20 protein-coding genes are annotated in these 18712 nt (G+C 31.5%); 3 read left to right on the forward strand and 17 right to left on the reverse strand.

The window, feature by feature from the left end; genetic code table 11:
• Positions 1–94 precede the first annotated feature (94 nt).
• Positions 95–913 (forward strand): nitroreductase family protein, encoded by an 819-nt coding sequence (locus CLOPA_RS20200; protein ID WP_015617282.1) that lies wholly within the window; start codon positions 95–97, stop codon positions 911–913.
• A gap of 197 nt (positions 914–1110) precedes the next feature.
• Here the strand turns inward: CLOPA_RS20200 and CLOPA_RS20205 are convergent, their stop codons facing one another.
• On the reverse strand, positions 1111–1743 hold the full coding sequence (locus CLOPA_RS20205) for a metal-dependent hydrolase (protein WP_015617283.1): 633 nt from the start codon (positions 1741–1743) through the stop codon (positions 1111–1113).
• A 718-nt stretch (positions 1744–2461) separates the two neighbouring features.
• Between CLOPA_RS20205 and CLOPA_RS20215 the strand changes: the two genes are divergently transcribed.
• Entirely contained in the window at positions 2462–4159 is a 1698-nt protein-coding gene (locus CLOPA_RS20215; RefSeq protein WP_015617284.1) for an oleate hydratase, read from the forward strand.
• A 788-nt stretch (positions 4160–4947) separates the two neighbouring features.
• On the opposite strand, the gene CLOPA_RS23935 is transcribed toward CLOPA_RS20215, so the two are convergent.
• The 4 genes from CLOPA_RS23935 to CLOPA_RS20235 form a co-directional block, all read right to left on the reverse strand.
• A complete protein-coding gene (locus CLOPA_RS23935) occupies positions 4948–5880 on the reverse strand; it encodes a transposase (RefSeq protein WP_155241952.1) in 933 nt (310 codons plus the stop codon).
• Between the two features lie 10 nt (positions 5881–5890).
• Positions 5891–6073: a hypothetical protein gene (locus CLOPA_RS26305; protein ID WP_051115677.1), complete on the reverse strand. Its 183-nt coding sequence runs from the start codon at positions 6071–6073 to the stop codon at positions 5891–5893.
• A 231-nt stretch (positions 6074–6304) separates the two neighbouring features.
• Positions 6305–7732 (reverse strand): phage portal protein, encoded by a 1428-nt coding sequence (locus CLOPA_RS20230; RefSeq protein WP_015617285.1) that lies wholly within the window; start codon positions 7730–7732, stop codon positions 6305–6307.
• Positions 7733–7748: 16 nt separating this feature from the next.
• On the reverse strand, positions 7749–9524 hold the full coding sequence (locus tag CLOPA_RS20235) for a hypothetical protein (RefSeq protein WP_015617286.1): 1776 nt from the start codon (positions 9522–9524) through the stop codon (positions 7749–7751).
• A gap of 623 nt (positions 9525–10147) precedes the next feature.
• On the opposite strand from CLOPA_RS20235, the gene CLOPA_RS20240 reads away from it, so the two are divergent.
• Positions 10148–10585, forward strand: coding sequence for a hypothetical protein (locus CLOPA_RS20240; RefSeq protein ID WP_015617287.1), 438 nt, complete (start codon positions 10148–10150; stop codon positions 10583–10585).
• A gap of 207 nt (positions 10586–10792) precedes the next feature.
• Here the strand turns inward: CLOPA_RS20240 and CLOPA_RS20245 are convergent, their stop codons facing one another.
• The 12 genes from CLOPA_RS20245 to CLOPA_RS20280 all read right to left on the reverse strand — a co-directional run bounded on the left by CLOPA_RS20245 (position 10793) and on the right by CLOPA_RS20280 (position 18706).
• Positions 10793–11407 carry a hypothetical protein gene (locus tag CLOPA_RS20245; RefSeq protein WP_015617288.1) on the reverse strand — a complete coding sequence of 205 codons (615 nt, stop codon included), beginning with the start codon at positions 11405–11407 and terminating at the stop codon, positions 10793–10795.
• Positions 11408–11714: 307 nt separating this feature from the next.
• Positions 11715–12128 (reverse strand): helix-turn-helix domain-containing protein, encoded by a 414-nt coding sequence (locus CLOPA_RS20250; protein WP_015617289.1) that lies wholly within the window; start codon positions 12126–12128, stop codon positions 11715–11717.
• A 292-nt stretch (positions 12129–12420) separates the two neighbouring features.
• On the reverse strand, positions 12421–12864 hold the full coding sequence (locus CLOPA_RS20255; RefSeq protein ID WP_015617290.1) for a DNA-directed RNA polymerase specialized sigma subunit: 444 nt from the start codon (positions 12862–12864) through the stop codon (positions 12421–12423).
• Positions 12865–12868: 4 nt separating this feature from the next.
• On the reverse strand, positions 12869–13027 hold the full coding sequence (locus CLOPA_RS25705) for a hypothetical protein (protein ID WP_015617291.1): 159 nt from the start codon (positions 13025–13027) through the stop codon (positions 12869–12871).
• A 100-nt stretch (positions 13028–13127) separates the two neighbouring features.
• Entirely contained in the window at positions 13128–13292 is a 165-nt protein-coding gene (locus CLOPA_RS25710) for a hypothetical protein (RefSeq protein ID WP_015617292.1), read from the reverse strand.
• A gap of 310 nt (positions 13293–13602) precedes the next feature.
• Positions 13603–16179 (reverse strand): CHC2 zinc finger domain-containing protein, encoded by a 2577-nt coding sequence (locus CLOPA_RS20260; RefSeq protein WP_041711642.1) that lies wholly within the window; start codon positions 16177–16179, stop codon positions 13603–13605.
• 104 nt (positions 16180–16283) lie between these two features.
• On the reverse strand, positions 16284–16409 hold the full coding sequence (locus CLOPA_RS26570) for a hypothetical protein (RefSeq protein WP_015617294.1): 126 nt from the start codon (positions 16407–16409) through the stop codon (positions 16284–16286).
• Complete coding sequence (locus CLOPA_RS20265; protein ID WP_015617295.1) at positions 16402–16989, reverse strand: ERCC4 domain-containing protein; 588 nt, start codon at positions 16987–16989, stop codon at positions 16402–16404. Before CLOPA_RS20265 ends, CLOPA_RS26570 begins: the two co-directional genes overlap by 8 nt.
• A gap of 98 nt (positions 16990–17087) precedes the next feature.
• Positions 17088–17261 carry a hypothetical protein gene (locus CLOPA_RS25390; RefSeq protein WP_015617296.1) on the reverse strand — a complete coding sequence of 58 codons (174 nt, stop codon included), beginning with the start codon at positions 17259–17261 and terminating at the stop codon, positions 17088–17090.
• A gap of 78 nt (positions 17262–17339) precedes the next feature.
• Positions 17340–17807 (reverse strand): single-stranded DNA-binding protein, encoded by a 468-nt coding sequence (locus CLOPA_RS20270; protein WP_015617297.1) that lies wholly within the window; start codon positions 17805–17807, stop codon positions 17340–17342.
• A complete protein-coding gene (locus CLOPA_RS20275) occupies positions 17808–18425 on the reverse strand; it encodes an HD domain-containing protein (protein ID WP_015617298.1) in 618 nt (205 codons plus the stop codon).
• On the reverse strand, positions 18422–18706 hold the full coding sequence (locus CLOPA_RS20280; protein WP_015617299.1) for a hypothetical protein: 285 nt from the start codon (positions 18704–18706) through the stop codon (positions 18422–18424). The genes CLOPA_RS20275 and CLOPA_RS20280 overlap by 4 nt, the downstream gene beginning before the upstream one ends.
• Between the last annotated feature and the right edge of the window lie 6 nt (positions 18707–18712).

Raw genomic sequence — 18712 nt, forward strand, 5'->3', positions numbered from 1 at the left:
ATAATTATTGTTATAAGATATTTAAGTTAATATTTATAATTAATTGTGGACTAAAAAACGATTAATTAAAGATTGTACAAGGGAGTAGATTGTTATGATGAAAATAGATACTGAAAAATGCATTGGATGTGGACAATGTGTTAAAGATTGTTTCCCAATGGATATAGAAATATTGGATGGTAAAGCAAAGATTAATAATAAAAATTGTATTAAGTGCGGACATTGTATTGCAGTCTGCCCCAAAGACGCAGTCTCAATGGATGAATACAGTATGGAAGATGTGAAAGATTACGATAAAGAAAGCTTTTCAATAGCTCCAGATACTTTACTAAATTTCATAAAATTCAGAAGAACCGTAAGGCAATTTAAAAATAAACAAGTGGAAGAAGAAAAAATTGCTAAAATTATAGAAGCTGGAAGATTTACTGAAACTGGCAGCAATATGCAGGATCCATCTTACATAGTGGTGAGAGAAGGGCTAGAACAATTAAAAGATTTAACTTTTGAAAGCTTAAAGTCAATGGGAGAATATGTTCTCAATAACCACACTCCGGAAACTAGACTATATAGAAGATATGCAAAGATGTGGCTTAAAATGTATGAAGAATATAAAGAAAATCCTAAGAATGACAAAATATTTTTTAATGCTCCAGTAGTAATAGTTATCACAGCTAGCTCACAGGTAAATGGAGCGCTAGCTTCCTCAAATATGGAACTTATGGTTAATGCTCTAGGCCTTGGAACATTTTTTAGTGGATTCTTTGTAAGGGCTGCCCAGGAAAGTAAGGAGATTAAAGATTTCCTTGGAGTCAAAAGAAGAAAAGAAATTGTGACCTGTATGATACTTGGCTATCCTGATGTAAAGTATTTAAGAACAGTACCAAGAAAAGAAGCAGATGTAAGCTGGAAATAAGATTTATATGGGAAGGTGCATAGATTTGATTTATACAAATCTATGTACCTTCACTAGAATATCTAATTCTGAAGTGTCCTCTTTTTAGGAAAAGCTCACCGTACGTGATAGTTTCCCATCATAGGGCTCTCCATCTATACAACTGTTCCTATTTAAATACTCTTCTAAAAGAATCTACATTATTATATATTTAGCTCCTATCTTATAAAAACATTATGCAGATAACTAAGGTTATAGATAGATGTTATTTTATATATAAAACCAACATAAGCGATTGTGGATAAACCCCAATTTACAATACCCCTGGAACTTGCAAGTGAAAAGCAAACTTTTCCTAGTGGTAATGGGAATAACAAAGCTTCCGGCTTTTCGTTTAGAAGATCTACTATCATGTGCAGAGCATATCCAAGTCCAAACCAAATAGCAAAGTTTCCTACAATTAGCCATACACCCATAGTCATAATAAAGAAACCAATTAAACTATGCATATATTTTCTATGGCCTGTAATCCTCCCAAGAATTATAGAACCTACTATAAATAAACCTCCTATAATTTTAAGTTGATTCGGCATATTTTTTCCTACTAAACCCCATATATTGTAATGTAGCTTATATGTTAATACCAAGTATAAGGCTGTTAAAATAAAAACTGCATAAATAACATCACTAACAACATGACCTGCTTTAGACACTTTAAGGTCTGCATCTGTAGCATAAGAGCCTATAATGCAAAAGCCTAATCCTATTAAAGCTGTTTTTATGTCTACTTTAGGTACTAATATAAAAGCTGCTGAACAAATTCCTACTGCCGCATGTGTTTTTCCAGTCATTATAAATTCCTCCAAATCTATTCTATATTTATAGTACGTCTTAATTATATATTAGATGATACCACATAATTTATTAGGTGGTAAATTATAATTATGAGAATTTATGAGTTCAACACAATGATAATTATGTTCAATCAACCCCAAAGACGCAAAAATTTACCAATAGTACGCCCAGAGAGAGTGGAACCTACGATCTCTAGATTTGATTTTATATATTTTTATTTTTCTTCACTTTCCTATAAATGCTGATATTACTAGATTTCCTTCCTTATACTTTCTAATCAAAACTAGAGTTATCTGAAACTTTTGTGAGAAAAGTGTGGAAAAAATTTAATAAACATTTCAAAACAAATTCATCTTATTAAGTATATCTTTGAGCTTTTTTAATTCTTCTACTGTCAAAGTAATTCTTTTCCCAATTTTTTCATATTCAGGTGACCAATCTCTAATATCATACATAGCTTCTTTAGCATTTCAATTTATTAGATTTAATTCTTTCTTCCAACTCTTAAATTGTGGATATTACACAATTTTGACTTAGCATAATAATTTAAATTATTATCCTACTTTGATAATAGAATTCTTTTCCATAAATTAAATTACCACATATTGTAATATTTACAAAGTAACTATACTACAAATTATATTAACCTACAGTTTCTTGTTATTTAATCATAGTATAAGTATATATAAACTAATATTGGAGATGGTAAAATTTATGGGAAATTATGAAAACATAAACACTTTAATACCGAAAGGCATTGAGAAGAAAAAAGCGTATTTGGTTGGTGGTGGTATAGCATCTCTTGCGGCTGCTGCATACTTGATTCGTGATGGCCATATGGATGGCAAAAACATTACTATCTTAGAAGAAACACATATTATTGGAGGCGCTATGGACGGGTCAGGCAATGCAAAGGATGGCTACGTTATTCGTGGTGGAAGAGAAATGGAAGAACACTATGAGTGTTGTTGGGACTTATATAGCAAAATTCCTTCACTAAGCAATCCAAAACGAACAGTTTTAGACGAATTTCGTGAGTTAAATATTGTTGACCCTAACGAGTCTACTTGTAGATTACTTCATAATTACGGTGAAAAAGCTGATTTTTCTTCTCTTGGACTAAGCGACCTTCACATCAAACAACTGACTATGCTTTTTCTTGCAACGGAAGAAGAATTAGGTGCTACCACTGTTGAGCAGTATTTCCACCCTTCTTTTTTAGAGACTGATATGTGGTATTTCTGGCGCTCCATGTTTGCATTTCAAAATTGGCATAGCGTTGTGGAGATGAAGCGCTATATGCAGCGTTTTATGCACTTACTTCCTGGAATGAGTCGTTTAAAAAACATTATGTTTACAAAATACAACCAGTATGATTCTATGATTCTCCCTTTAGAAAAATGGTTAAAATCAAAAAATGTAGCCTTTAATCTGCATACACAAGTTATAGATTTAAATATTGACATACACGAAAATAAAAAAACTGTTACTGCAATTCACTTGTTACGTAATGGGAAAGATGAAATAATTCATACAAGTGAAAATGATCTAGTATTTGTTACTAATGGATCTATGACAGAAAATTCTACTCTTGGAAGTATGAACGAACCAGCAATACTTAATCGTGAAGTTGGAGCGTGCTGGACTTTATGGAAAAACATATCGAATAAATACCCATCATTTGGAAAACCTGAAGTATTCTGTAGTGACATCGACAAGAGTAAATGGGAATCTTTCACTATAACATGCACAGATTCTAAGATAGCCGACCTTCTTAAGAATCTGACAGGTAGAGATCCTTTCTCTGGTAAAGTTGTTACTGGAGGTATTATAACCATTAAGGACTCAAACTGGCTTTTGAGCGTAACCTGCAGTAGGCAACCTCACTTTATTAATCAACCCCAAAATGTATTAGTTCTTTGGGCTTATGGTCTTTTCCCTGACAATGTTGGTGATTTTGTGAAAAAGAAAATGTGCAATTGTACTGGTAAAGAACTAGTGACAGAACTTCTATATCATATGGGTATGAAAGATGAAATACCTGAAATTATTAAAACCGTTAATGTCATCCCATGTATGATGCCTTATATCACCAGTCAATTTATGCCACGTGTCAAAGGAGATCGTCCCGACGTTGTTCCTGAAGGTAGTAGCAACCTTGCCTTTTTAGGTCAATTTGCAGAGATAGCAGATGATTGTGTGTTTACAGTTGAATATTCTATTCGTTCAGCAATGATGGCAGTTTATACACTACTTAATCTTGAGAAAAAAGTACCGGAAATATATCCATCTAAATACGATATTCGTGTACTTGCAGCAGCAACAAAAACACTATATAGTGGACGCCCTCTCCCTGCCGAATGGATTGTTCACAAGCTGTTGAAAAATACTACCCTTGAAGGTTTAATTTAAATATCATTAAATTCTAATAAATCATCAATAGTTATAGACTTATTGTAAAAATAGGCGAGTCTACAAATTCTGTAAACTCGCTTATCTCAAGCTTTGGTAGCCTTAACAGGAATCGAACCCGTGATTTGATTTTATATATTTTTATTTTTCTGCACTCTCTTATAAATGTTGATATTACTAGCTTTCCTTACTTATACTTTCTAATCAAAACTAGAGTTATCTAAAACTTTTGTGGGAAAAGTGTGGAAAAATAAGAAGATTCACATTTCTATAAACCCTCTTATTCCAACATTTTGGCAGGGGTAGTAGGATTTGAACCTACAACCAATGGTTTTGTTTAAAGTCATATAATAGCTTTCTATAATTTACTGTAATTGTTGGTATTACTAGATTTATTAACTATTGCTTTCTGTCAGGAACTAAAAGTTTCTGAAACTTGTGTGGGAAAAGTGTGGGAAAATTTAAGGCTATTTAAAGAGCATGTAAAATAATCTGTGCACCCTCAATTTAAGCTATCGAAATACAATCCCTTTTTATTCATTATTAATACCTGCCTTCATATATATTCAGTATAACAATAAAGCCTCAAACACTGACTTACGGACAGTGAATTGCATTAAATAAGAATAATAAACATAAAAATCATTTACAAGATTATATTTCCAAATAGTAATAATGCAATAATATGCTTATAAAGATAATATAATCATAAACATGAAATTAATGTAATAGAGAATGGGTATACTGGTGCCTTACTATTAAAGAATATATTTACTTTTTTTGCCATATTAGATGTCATAAAGTATCAAATTAAATTTTAAGGCATATTTTTTTCTATTAGAATCATAACATCTGTTAAACCATGTCAATCCACTGCTGAATAAGCTGTATATTCTAACTATTTTATTTCTTATCTTTTTAGTTGCGCCTATTATCTTACTCTTCTTATTCTTAGAACAATCTGCTCCTAATATTATCATCCATGTATATGCTATACATAAGCATAAATATAAGTTTTCAAAATATATAAGACTGTTTGTCCATGTATCTTCCATATTGAAGCCACTGGATTTTAAATCTCTAAACATTTCTTCTATAATAAATCTTTTCTTATATTCATTAACAGCATTCTTACTATCAAGATTGGTTACTATATACCAGGTATCCGCTGCTTCTTCTGCCTTACAAACTGCTAAATTGCATCTATATTTTTCAGCACTTAGTAAAATTCCATTAAACTTTTTTACGCCTTTTTTTAGAGTTTTTATATCTCTAAGGTATTTTATTTTTTCTTTCCCTTCTATATTTACAAGCATATCATTGGTACATCTTATACAATATTTCCATCCTATTTTATTTATAAACTTAAATAAATCTATACTCTTAAAACCTCTATCTGCCAGCAATACAACTTCATAATTATATGAACTTATAAGATCCTTAATCTCTTCTATTCCCTGTTTTATATGTTTGAAATTTTTATTATCTTTTTCATTATATTCAAATATTTTATACCATAGTGGAACTGCTCTTTTTCCCACTTTCAGCGAAAATTTAAGTATTAAAAATTTATCTTCCAGTGTTGTATGGTCAAATATTACAACCAGTTTATTAGTGGTACTTCTTTTTATATAATTTATCATAATTTCATCGATAAAATTATAATATAGGTAGTCTGACTTTATTGTTGAACTTGAAAAAAATCTATAAATTCTTTTTATTTTACTTTCTTCATTGGCTTCTGTATAGTAATCCTTTTAGCTTTTCTGATATTTCTGAGATTATAACTGATTTTGATAACAATATTCCCAAAACAATATATACTAAATTTTTTAGTTTCTTGGATGATATGGGTAAAATCTCATATAGCATTTTTCCTAATTCTGCGGTAATATATTCTTGATTGTTAAGCATAGCCAATTCTCCTTTTTTATAAGTTTGTTTGTCCGAATTTAACTTATATTTTAGGGCTTGGCTATGTTTTTTTCTATCCTTTTTTTCATGTTACTTTATTCCATGTTAATTTTTCTCTTTTTACTGTCCTTACGTCAGACATTGTCAAGGCTAAGCTGTTCAATCTGTTTCCTGTAAGGTAATATTTTATATGCTTTGCTATCCTGAGGAAGTTTGTTTATCTCATCAAATTTAGTTAGTTTGGTCGTTAGTGTTGCCACTGTTATCAGTATTACTATTATTATTCAATGGAATAGAGCCACCGCCCAGCAGGATGGCTCCCAAAACTGCATCTGCACTTTCCTGTTTTATTTTTGCAATTTCTTCCTGTGGATTTTCTACGAAGCTTAACTGGGATAATGCAGTTTGAATGCTTAATTTATCTCCGAGCTGTGCTATCGTTTGTGCTGTCATCATATCATCCATAGGTACATTAGGTGTAAATTTAGCTTTTACATCTTTATAATCATAATTTGTGCCTTTAATACTATTTAGATACAACAAAAGCATTCGCAATCGGGTTCTAATACAGTTTGCAAGTGCTTTATCATTTAATTTACACTTTTGTTCAAGATTTATTAGCCTGGCTCTCATTGTAAGAGAACTTGTATTACTAGGTAGCCTCTCATTGGTATCAATATGGAATGTAATTTTATGCATCATATCTTCTATGGTCTTAAGTGTATTTTGAATAAAGCTATCGTTAATGTTTTTAACAAGCCATGAAGCACTTATATTTTTATTGTCACCTTTAGTTTCAATAATGCCTTTCTGTCTTATAGTCTTATAGTCATCACCGCTAATTGCTATATTGTTAAGCCACAGATAAGCATTACGGAGTTCTGTTATTTCCTGGGATATGTTAGTAAGATTTATTTCAAAACTATCCTGTAAACTCTTAATATCATTGTAAATGGTATCAAGCCAATCCTCATCAGATAAACTTGCTATTCCAACAGGAACCTTACCGAATATATTTGTTTGGCGTAGTTTATCATCTACCTCATTAAATATTTCATTACAGTGGATTATTTCATTATCGGTATATATGTCAATGTATCTATTAGCGCAATCAAATTCACTGCTAAATACATGCAAGAAAAATATTATTTTACCTGTATTATCACAATAAGCAAAACCATGTCTAGGTGATATTACCATGCCACAGAATTGAGCATCTTCATCAATATAATACAATTCAAAAGCATTTGAATATAAGAGCATATTCTTTGCTAAATTTGTATTCTGTGCTTCATCCCAATGAGCCATATTGTATTTAATTGTATCAATTATATTAGAATTTCCGGAACGAGATACATAAGTTACATCATTACCAACACTATAACTTACTTCCTCTTTTATAAATTTCTTAATAAAATTTGTACCAATCTTATGTTTTGTACGGTCATTTATGATATTAAATCCTGTTTTTATGTCTGTTTTATCACTTGTGGCATTAGAAATAAACATCCTTCCACTGGGTTCAGTACAGCCACAATAATAAGAATATATTTTATTGTATATATATAAATTTGCTGTAAACTGTGCATAACAAGCATTTAACAGTGATTTGTTTTCATTTAAATCAAATTTTCCATTTTTATCTAAAACAATACCCACTCAATCACCTTCTTTACTAAAATAATGTATTTCTATCAAGTAACCTTGCTTGGCACACTACAACTATATTTTCAATTCTATTAGCAAATTCAGATACTACGTCTGGGGCATCATCATGTTCACTGAATTTTTGTCCTCTAAAATCTAATATCTGGTTAATAAACTCCTGATCCTCTTCAGCAAAGATAATTTGACCTTTATTCATGTAAGGGATAATTGTACTAATTTTATCATCCTTATTTTTCTTTTGAGGGTCATTTATAATTTCAATATTTCTAGATCTTAAAATATCATCTTTGTTGATTTTGAGCTCAAGTTGATTAGCATCTACTCCAGAAAAAGTATTTTTTTCAATATACACATGAGTTATATCCGGATATTCCTTTAATAGCTTAATAGCATGGTCAATATATTTATCAAATTCAGTTCTTGCATTAAATTTTGCTAACTCCGCTTTACGGGCATACTTTAAATTATCATCAGCCTGGGACCCAACCAAAAAAGCACTGTAATCGGATTTACCTTTTGCAGTACTAGCAGGATCTATACAAAGCATAGTCCTTATAAAATTATGAGTTTCATTTTCTTCTCTTGGATATGTAGCCACAGTTTTAAACCATTTTTCACCTATACTATCAACATCATTTTGGAATTCTTGTTTAAATGAATTTGGATTTTCATAATAATTTAAAGCTTGCTCTAAACAATCCCAAAATTCTTGCCAAAGCAATGGATACTGCATTTCAGCTTCATGATTCCAATAGAATTCCTTGGCATCTTCCAAGTGATTTTCATTTTTGAAATTAAAAAGACTCTTCTTAAACTCAGCCCACAATCCAGTTTCAAAATAATGGTCTATACCATTCTTTTTTATACCTTTTTCGTCAACATAATCATCAATTAAGACACCTTTCTCTATTTTAAACTTCCACGTAGGTTGTTTTATTAATCTACTATAAAAACATTCTTTATGCTGCAAGGTTCCTAGAGCTAATAAAGTTGTTCCACTTTTTACTATTTTACCGTTACGTTTAACTGCCTTTTGAACACAATATTTAACGTCATCTGAGAATCTCTTCCACTTTTTTTCTCTAGCTTCCTCAGTTCTTACATCATCTTCTGATTGATAATCATCAAGTATAATTAAGTCCGGTCTATTATTGCCATATTTTCTACCTCTCATTGGAGAAGTGGAGGAAATAGCTTCAATAAAGGTTTTATTTGTAAATTCTAATTGAGTTGAGTTACAAACATATTTTTTATCTTTATCGTCAAGTAATACACCAAAAGCTTTTTCTATATAATGATTTTCAAGAAATGTATTTTTAATATCCTTAATAAATTTTTCAGCAGTAGATCCAATATCAGAACAAATGAGAGTATATTTTTTAAATCCATATGCATGGCACCAACAAGAAGCTCCAAAAGTACCAAAAGCACTCTTTCCAGTACCCCTCGGAAGTACCCTGCCAATCTGACTATTTCCATTACCAATAATGGAGTCCTGAATATCTTTCCAAATTTCTCTATGGACATCAGCTATAGGAGCTGCTACATTATCCTCTTTTACTAGAAAAGTATCCTGGAGGAAATACATACAGTAAAACTCAAAACTCATTTTTCCAAGCTGCCATGCGAGGCCGTGATAGCCAAATAAGTTAGAACTGTTCTCAAGTATTAATTTATCAGCTGCATCTTCATTAAATCCAACTTCAAGAAGGTATTTATATAATAAAAAAGTATTCTGTTCTTCTTCATCAACGATATCTTCTATATCTTCGTTTTCTAGCATCAGGCATCATCCTTTTTATTGCTCCAGAACCAATATCCTATAGAATCAGCCAATGTAAGTAATATAAAAAATGTCATCCAAGGATGCTGCGTACACCAGTTATACATTTACTTCACACTCCTTATTTTTGAATATAGAAAAAGCACCAGTATTTCTACCAGTGCTTAGTGATAAGGGGTACCATATATGTCTACAGTACTCTTCAATATTACTCTTTTATTCTATTTTTGTAAATATTTATTACATTTTTCTACAATATGTTATATAAAAAGACACCTAGAATTAACCAAGTGCCTTTCTATATATTAGTTACATAAATAGAGAAAGAAGCTACACTTACATAATATCTAATTATTATTAATATTTAATTTCCAAATTATGTATATATGTTAAATACAAGTTAATAAATTTTAAATATAATAGATCCCTATATTGCTATAAGTCTCCTCTGTCTTAAACGCAACAAGACACCAACATTTCTGCTGGTGCTCTCTCAGTATTTGCATGCAAGGGATACCGTATACTTTTATGATATTATTTAAATTTTACTTTTATTCTATTCTTGTAACGTATTTTATAATTTTACATAACTTATTTATGTAGTAAATTTTATGGAGGTAGTTATGTACTATACTTACAATAGCGGAGATTCAGACATTGACAATAATAATCAGGAGATTTACGAAGATCGTGCTAATCCATCTATGAACCCTAATTTTCCTATGAATCCCGAACCTGCTATGAACCCTAAACCACCTATGAACCCTAAACCACCTCATCACGCCAATAAAAAATATACTAAGATGCCTTCTATGGCACCACACCCAATGATGATGTATGATGCCTACGATGATGGCTATGACGACGGCTATGATGATGCTTATGACGATGCTTATGACGATGGCTATGATGATCCTGGTCCTTATTATTATGATGACTCAGCAGATGACCCAGATCCTGATCCCCGTCGCAGACGTAGAAGAAGAATACGTAGAAGAATACGTAGAAGGATACGTAGAAGACGTAGACCTATGCCTTATAGATCTTTTGAGATATATTAAATACAAATTTAAAGGAGCACTCTTAAACGGAGTGCTCCTTAGTACAATATCTTATCCCTCACAATGTGAAAATTGACCCTCGACTTTAAAAAATTTTGTGAAAAATGTGGAACCCATGGACCGGCTCGCAACGAAATCGTGATTTAGAAGGATACCCCCTTTCGCACATTAAAGCAGTGCATTGTGAAAGTATTGTATACCCATATCTTATAATCCTTGTAACAAACCAAATACTGGCCAGCCTTTATGAAATCTTCTCAATAAAGTTGAATAATTAATATCCAATTCATCACTCCATTGCTTTGCAGTCTGGGTTCTACCATTGTAAGTAATGTAAACATTAGTCCTCTTATTATTACTCTGTTCTTTATCCGTTGCCCATCTACAATTACCAGGTTCATAATTGCCATTGTTATCTTTCCTGTCTATAGTAAGAGTGTCCTTATATCCATGGGTAATGGCCCAATTATAAAAGATTTCAAAGCTATTTAACCATTCATTGCAGACCCTTATACCTCTTGCTCCATAGTTCTTATATGTTGGTGTATATGAATTGCAGCACCTGTTTTTCATACCTGCCCATATAGTATAAAGTCTTGTATGGCATAGATCATGAATAGTATTTACTTCGCTGATTATATCTTTTTGCCTACATCCACAACTAGTAACGTGTAACCTTTTTAAGTTATCAGTAGTAGCAATTGTTGTATTACCACAATCACATTGGCATAACCACTGCACTTTACCACCTGCTGTCTTACCTATTCTCTTAACCACTTTAAGCCTTTCAAATTTCATTCCTGTTAAATCCTTAAAGTTCATCTATATTACCACCCTTACCTTATTTTTTAGATAACAAAAATAAGAGGTGGCAAGTAATTATCTTGCAAACCTCTTTACAATGAATACTATATACATTGTGTTTTTATGAACTGCGTCAAACGTAAATTTTATACATAAACCCATTGGTCTATTTTATATATAGCAAATGCTTATAAACGTTTATGTTCAGCCATTTATAAGCATTATGTTGTTATGTTTTAATATTGTTTAAATATATATGCAATTTGATTAGTATAGTTATGCATTTATATACTGTTTATACATGGAATATACACTATTAAATGAGTTACTTTTTTATTACTTTGAATCTCTTCAATCGCTCTTCAAGCACCAATTCACTAATACTTCCGTCATTATCATCACTATTTGCATCAATAATTGACGTTGTTGGGTTACCAAGTATCCTATTTAAGAGATATTGATTAGCAGCAAGACACACACGTTTATCCGAATCGTCGTTGGCTAATTCCTTAATATTACCAATATAAGTATTAATATCCTTTAATATCAAGCGATTTCCTTGGTTTGTGAGGTCTTGTCTGCGCCTGTCAAGGACAGCCTTAATATTATCCTTAGCCATCCAATCATAAACAGTTTGCCTAACAACACCAAGCTTCTTGGCTATATCAGTGATAGTTTCACCCTGTATAAGCATTGTAACCATATCATTTTGTTTAACTGTAAGCACATCATAAGCCATGCTCTCACCTCCTAGACAGATATACATATTTTGTACGCTAAAAAGGCACCTACATTACTGTAAGTGCCTTAATACTACATCGGTAAAGGGGTAACTTCACCATCTTTATGATAGCATTTTAGTGCTACCAATTCACTCCCAATATTGTGTATCTTTAATTAAATATAAGTTAATATATTTTGAATATAAAAGACACCTACATTACTGCAAGTGTCTCTCTTGATATTTTCTATGATATTATAATAACATGTAGCATATAACATATATCTTATATAAATCTAATATTTTACTATTATTTATCTAAGAGAAATATAAGAGGTATAAGTTTCTTTATTATTTTACTCTTTAAACAAACACAATACATTTCATTTCTATCTATTCTTTCTGCTATTACTTTGAATTGAAGCTTCTTAAAATATCTTAGTTCAACTAAATGCATTTCATCTTCAGATAAAGTTTCTAAAGCATTATCTATCTTTTGCAATTGAACTTCTAGTTTATGTTTTTTTATTTTTAATTGCTCTGGCTTAAGTCTTCTATCAATCATTTCATTCTCAACACTGGAATTAAACTTATTAGTAGGAGCTGCCTTTTCTTCATACGAAATAGAGCTGCATCCATTGTATTCGTTCTTTAATTCATTTAACTCTAAATCTATATTCTTTATTTCAGCCTGCATTGCTTTATAATTATATAGATTTGATTCAACTCCTTTGTAATACTTTATAATAACCACCTCATCACCACCTAACTAACTTCTCTAGTCTCTCCTTTTCCTCAGAAAGCTTTTTTATTTTATTCTTGCTTTTCCTTTTGCCTTTGTAATATTCTTGCTGCAAATCATGATTAATTTGTTCAATTCTATTTTTATACATATCATTAGCACTTATTTTTGCCATAAAAACACCTCTTTTTTAACTAAAAATAATGAGTTATTAAATACCACTTTAGTATTAATTAACAGTTTAGTATTATAAATGTCTGCGTTTTGTAATAACTTTACAATTTACCTTCTTCAATCTCTTTAATTTTTGCTTCAAAATCAGCTCTTTTTACTCTTAATTTAGCTAATTCAGTCCACTTTTTATCTAAAATTGCTCTATTTTCTTGCTTTTTGATGTTTTCTATATTATGCTTATAAACCGTTGCAGAATCTAGGCTCATAGTTATTTCACCTCATTAACCTTACATTTTTCCTTACATTTTTCTTACATCTCTTAACCGTTGATATATCTAGCCTTAGAATGGTTTTTTTAACTCTTACATTTTTATAAATATAATACACTTATCTTTATATTTATTGCTTTATTAATATTCTCTCATATACGTAGTTAATATTTTATTTAATGTAATAATGTAAGAATTATATATTATATATATATAAAGCCTTGAAATATCTAGCTTTGAGCCCCTTACATTTTCCTTACGTTTCCCTTACATTTTTTAAATTTATGTAAGAGTTAAAAGTTCCCATTTAACTGATATTTGTATTTCCTTCGTCTATATCCCCGGTAATGTCAATTATCTCCGGCGGCACAATGCCATAAAGTCTTAAATTAGATAACATTTCCTTATTATAAGTATCAAATCTAATTGACTTCTCATTTATCCAGACTACTTTATTTGAAGCTTTCACTAGATATCCTGCTTTAGTTGCCTGCTTTTTAAAGTCTTTGTTATCTAAAATATTCATATTTAAATTTGTATTTCTAATATGAACCCTTATTTGATTAAGCATTTCAGAGGTTTTAATAAAAACTCCATCGCCACGGCATAAAACGGGATTTAATTCTCCATCTTTTTCATTTCTTTTATCTTCAATCATGTCATTATAGAGAATTAACATCTGCTCCACTGTTGAATGTGCATCTGCTCCTCCATCAAGTATCTCAGTTTCTATGTTCTTAATCACATGATCTTCATATTTAGTTATGGTTTTTAAATCATGTTTTTTAAGAAGAATATTAAATATCTCAATTCCACAACATATATTAACAGCAGTATTCAAGGGTCTGTTATTTAATCCTTTAATGGATTGCTTTACTGCTTTTCTCATTTCTCTGTATTCATCTACACTAAGATTAAGAATTATATCTATAATGCTTTTCCCAAACTTATTCAAAATCTCTTCGTTGGCATTGATCCATTCCATAGCTTCAGTGTGTTTTTGTTCTCTTTCTCTCTTGGATAGATATACAATGCAGCTTCTTTCAATTAATGCTTTTTCCTGGTTGGGATAGCTTTCTTCACCAACTAGCACCAATGGCCTATTAAGCTGAAAATCTTTTGATTTAAAGGATTTATCACCTCTGCTTATAGTGGCCCTATCATATAAGTTTCTAAGAGTCTCGGAAAGTTTTGCAACCTTATATCTGCCTAAACTGGAAGGCTTAAATTCATCAAATAGCATTGGGTAATTACCATCTGATAATCCCTTTATAAGAGCAAAAGGAGTGATTAAACCTATACTTTTTATATCTCTCTTAGGATAATTTAAAATTGGAGCAATAACATTTTCTAAGATTGTACTCTTACCACTGCCGCTCTCGCCTACGATTAACAAATGATGCAACTTTTCCTTCATTTTCTGATTCTGATATATTGCTAGATCATTTATAATTGTGCCTATAATGGAGATTGTCTTTTCAGGAGTTGCAAACTTTAAAATATGGTTTTTGAGTTTCTTAAGTTCTTCAGCGCTTATGGGTTCTATCCCTATAACATCAGCATTATTCCTCTTATCAGCCTTTATAGTTTCAGTGGTCCCATTCTTACCTATAGCTCCATCATTGGTTATGAAAAGCAACTCTTCATTTTTCTCTTTAAATTTGACCCCCTGGTGAATTTCTTCTACTTCAAGAGCAAAATAATTGTTTATCCAGCTTTTAAGCTCTACCAAATTATCCATGTTTCCTGAAAAACTAAGGTCTATGGTCCCTAAGAAATTTCTGTAGCTCTTTAGATCATCAAAAACCGTGGAAGGCCCTATTTTTTCTATAACATTACCTGTAGGAGATTTTAAGATTAACTTAACACCTTCCTGCTCTTCATCTTCAAAACTAATTCTAGTTGCCTTAATAAGCCTAAAATTGGTTATATTAATTCTACTTTCTTCAAAATCATCTTTTTTAACTTTACGAACTATTTTATAAATTCCTTCTCTATCTTGCTGCAACTCATATTTATTCTTCAAATCTAAGGATCTACCAAAAGCCTTCAGTAAATCAAACTTATCATGTCCAGCATCTAACCAGTCCGTAACATCTTTGTTGTCACCTAAATTCTTTATTCCTGGAAGATTGATAAATTTAAATGCCTTGGCACACGCAAAAAGCTCATTGTATATATGCCACTTGTATTTTTCTCCAGCTTCACCAGTATCCGAACAAACATAAATCTTTGCACCTTCCAAAGCAGATAAGTCTTTGCAACCTTTAATACTTGTAGCAACATACTTATCCTTTTTAAGCGTGCTGTTGAGTTTGTTGGCATCTTTTTCACCTTCACATATAATTACTATCTTTCCGTCTTTAATGCCCTCCAAAACGCTGTAATAGTTGTATATAAATTCTTCGCCTTTTCGTTTATTGATAACCTTGTCGTTTTCTATATGATAGTACGAAAGAGATTTTTCACCATCTTCGTTCTTAAATTTAGCCTTAAAGTACATGATTTCATTCTTATCATTCACATATTCAAACAATCCAACAAGCTTACCTTTTTTAAGGCCTTTAGATATTTGCCAATCAATATAGCCTTTAATCTTTTCTACCTGCTGCTCTTGGATACTTTTCTCTACAGTTAAACCAAGGTACTCCCTGGCTTCAACATAATTAAAATTCTTAAGCTTCGTAATAAAATCTATTGCGTCTCCAACTTCATCACAGCCAAAGCATTTGAATTTCTCCTTATTGGCATCTGGAAAAAACTTTACTGAGAGTGAGGGCGTTTTTTCATTATGGAAGGGACATCTAATGTATCCCTGCCGATTGAAATGTTCTCCTGTTTCTCTTTCTATAAGCTCTTTTAAATCTATATCCTGTATTTCCAATTTTCCACCCCCCCCATGATATGATTTCATTTATTAACCAAGCCACCGCTTACATGTGCCAAGACACTTAAAATCCTCTGTCCATGCGTCGCCACATTGATTGTCTATGCCAACATATTTCTTTTCCCAGTTTTAAAATCTTTTTCTATCGTATAAAATTTTCCTAATGGTTCTCTTGTTTCGATTATTTTACTTGCTTCTTCACTAGTTACTTTCTTTATATCACTCATAGCTTTCCGCCTCTGGGCTTATATCCATATCCAATTCCTTTAAAAAGTTTCTAACACTATAGTAAAGTTTCCTGTAAATCTCAAATCCTGAGTTAACTCTTTCAGTAAATATGGTGTCATATAAATATAAATCCTGTATGCTTGATAATCTTCCTAAGAGTGCTTTTGGAGTATATAAACTCCTGTAATTACCTGTCTTTATGTTCTCCATACCGTTCTTATCTTCAATTATGAGATAAATCTTAATGCCTTTTGTCTTTGCCCTTTGTAACTCACGTATAAGCCTTACATCATCATGAGTGTCGGTTTCTTCTGCTAAGTTTCCGGCAATTTCATCTATAGAATTTTTCCTTTCTACTGCTACTGGAAAATATAAATCTCTGTAGATTCCCATATCCGGGCGCTTAGTGATTATTGCAGTGTAGTCTCCTTCATCAATCTTTTTCTTCTTATATGAGACCTTCTTTTTATCTAAATAATCCAATATGTGCAAATTGGCTTGCTCTCTGGTGTCATATAATATTTGAAAATTTTCCTTTAGAAGTTTTTTGATTTCTGTTTCTGAAAATTTGTAATGCATATATTCACCTTCTTTTATCAATTGATTGTCATTTGATAATATCTAATTACAACAATGTTTAAAATCGTTCTTAGTTCTCAATATTATTGAATTACGTACTATTCTTGCTTGTTTATAAAGTAATATTCTATATTATTTTTCGCACAAGTCTCACAATGTTTTGGATTACCATGACCTGCTTCTATAGATTTTTTACAAGACTTGCATCCACATTCAATAAGTCCTTTAATATTTATTTCATCAGATATATTCTCTAACATTATCCTAATCATATTTTAATAAATTCTCCTTCGTCATATAAATATTAATCATATTAAAATTTTCACGATAAATACTGTTTGCCCTTTTGTTTAAGCAGCTTGACTAACTGCTATCTTAAAAGGTATATCACCATCATCTATAGGCGTTATATCCGCTTTTAAATATTCATCATTATTTTTCACAGGTTCAAGAACCTTGCTACCTTGATTATTTATTTCTCCATCAACTGCTTTCTTATCCCATTCAAGGAATTGGACTTCATCAGCAATTATTTCAGTAACATAAACTCTGTGACCGTCTTTAGCCTCATAATTCCTGGTTTGTATTCTTCCTGAGATTCCAGCTAGCTTACCTTTATTTAAATAATTTGCTGACGACTCTGCTGTTTTGCCCCATACTACTATAGGAATAAAATCAGCTTCTCTTTTTCCCGTATTTTTGTCTGTAAAATTTCTTTCTACAGCTAAATTGAAAGTACATACTGCATTCCCTGAACCAGGAGTAAATTTCAAATCCGGATCCTTCGTCAGTCTGCCTATTAAAACAACTCTGTTCATCTATTTCACCTCACTAAACTTCACTTGATTACTATCTTGCCCTGGTTCTATATGCTGTTCCAATAAATAACTAGCTTCCATATCCGCTGTATGGAGTGCTACTGCCGCCGGGAACAACTCCCAAGCATTGTTAAGATTCATCTGCATTTCCTTAGGCTCCGTATTTCCCATGTGCCATCTTATGAGCAATATTTCTTGCTTAGTTAACCTTATAAAGTTCTGAATCATGATTACTGATTTTTCACCATGGCCCACTGGAAAATCGTCCTGGACCTTATAACCTTCGTAACTTTCCCATCTATTGCTGTCATTCTTTTTCCAACACGTTTGCTTATTATAAAAATTAATCTTACAGAAGTCATGTAATAGAGCTGTCACAACTACAGTATCCTCTGATAATCCCAGTTGGAATCTTTCATTTTTCTCTTTTAAGAGTTCATAGACATTAAGGCTGTGTTCTGCCAGCCCTCCATCATAGTTGCCATGATATTTAGTGGAAGCAGGAGCAACAAAGAAGTCGCTCGCTACTAAATACATAATTAATTTGTCCATGCCAGGCTTTTGAACATTACTTAAGAGATTCAATATTTGTTCTTTAACTACTTTTATATCTTTCATTTTTGCCTCCTTAATTCTAACTGCTCCCTTAAATATTCATTTTCTTCCTGAAGCTTATCTGCTCTTGTTTCTGATTCTAGTAATCTATCCTGTAATAATGCATGAGTTTCTTTTTCTTCGTGCAGCATCTCATCTATAATTGCAAATAGTTTGTTAAATGCGTCCCATGAGCCAATTATCCATGTTGCTTCTGGGCATTTAAGGATAAAAGTATCTTTATTTTCAGGGTTGAATGAATAATTATCATCAGATTTTATAAAAATATTTACACTTGTGACCATAAAATC

This window comes from Clostridium pasteurianum BC1, from assembly GCF_000389635.1.
GTDB lineage: Bacteria > Bacillota > Clostridia > Clostridiales > Clostridiaceae > Clostridium_I > Clostridium_I pasteurianum_A.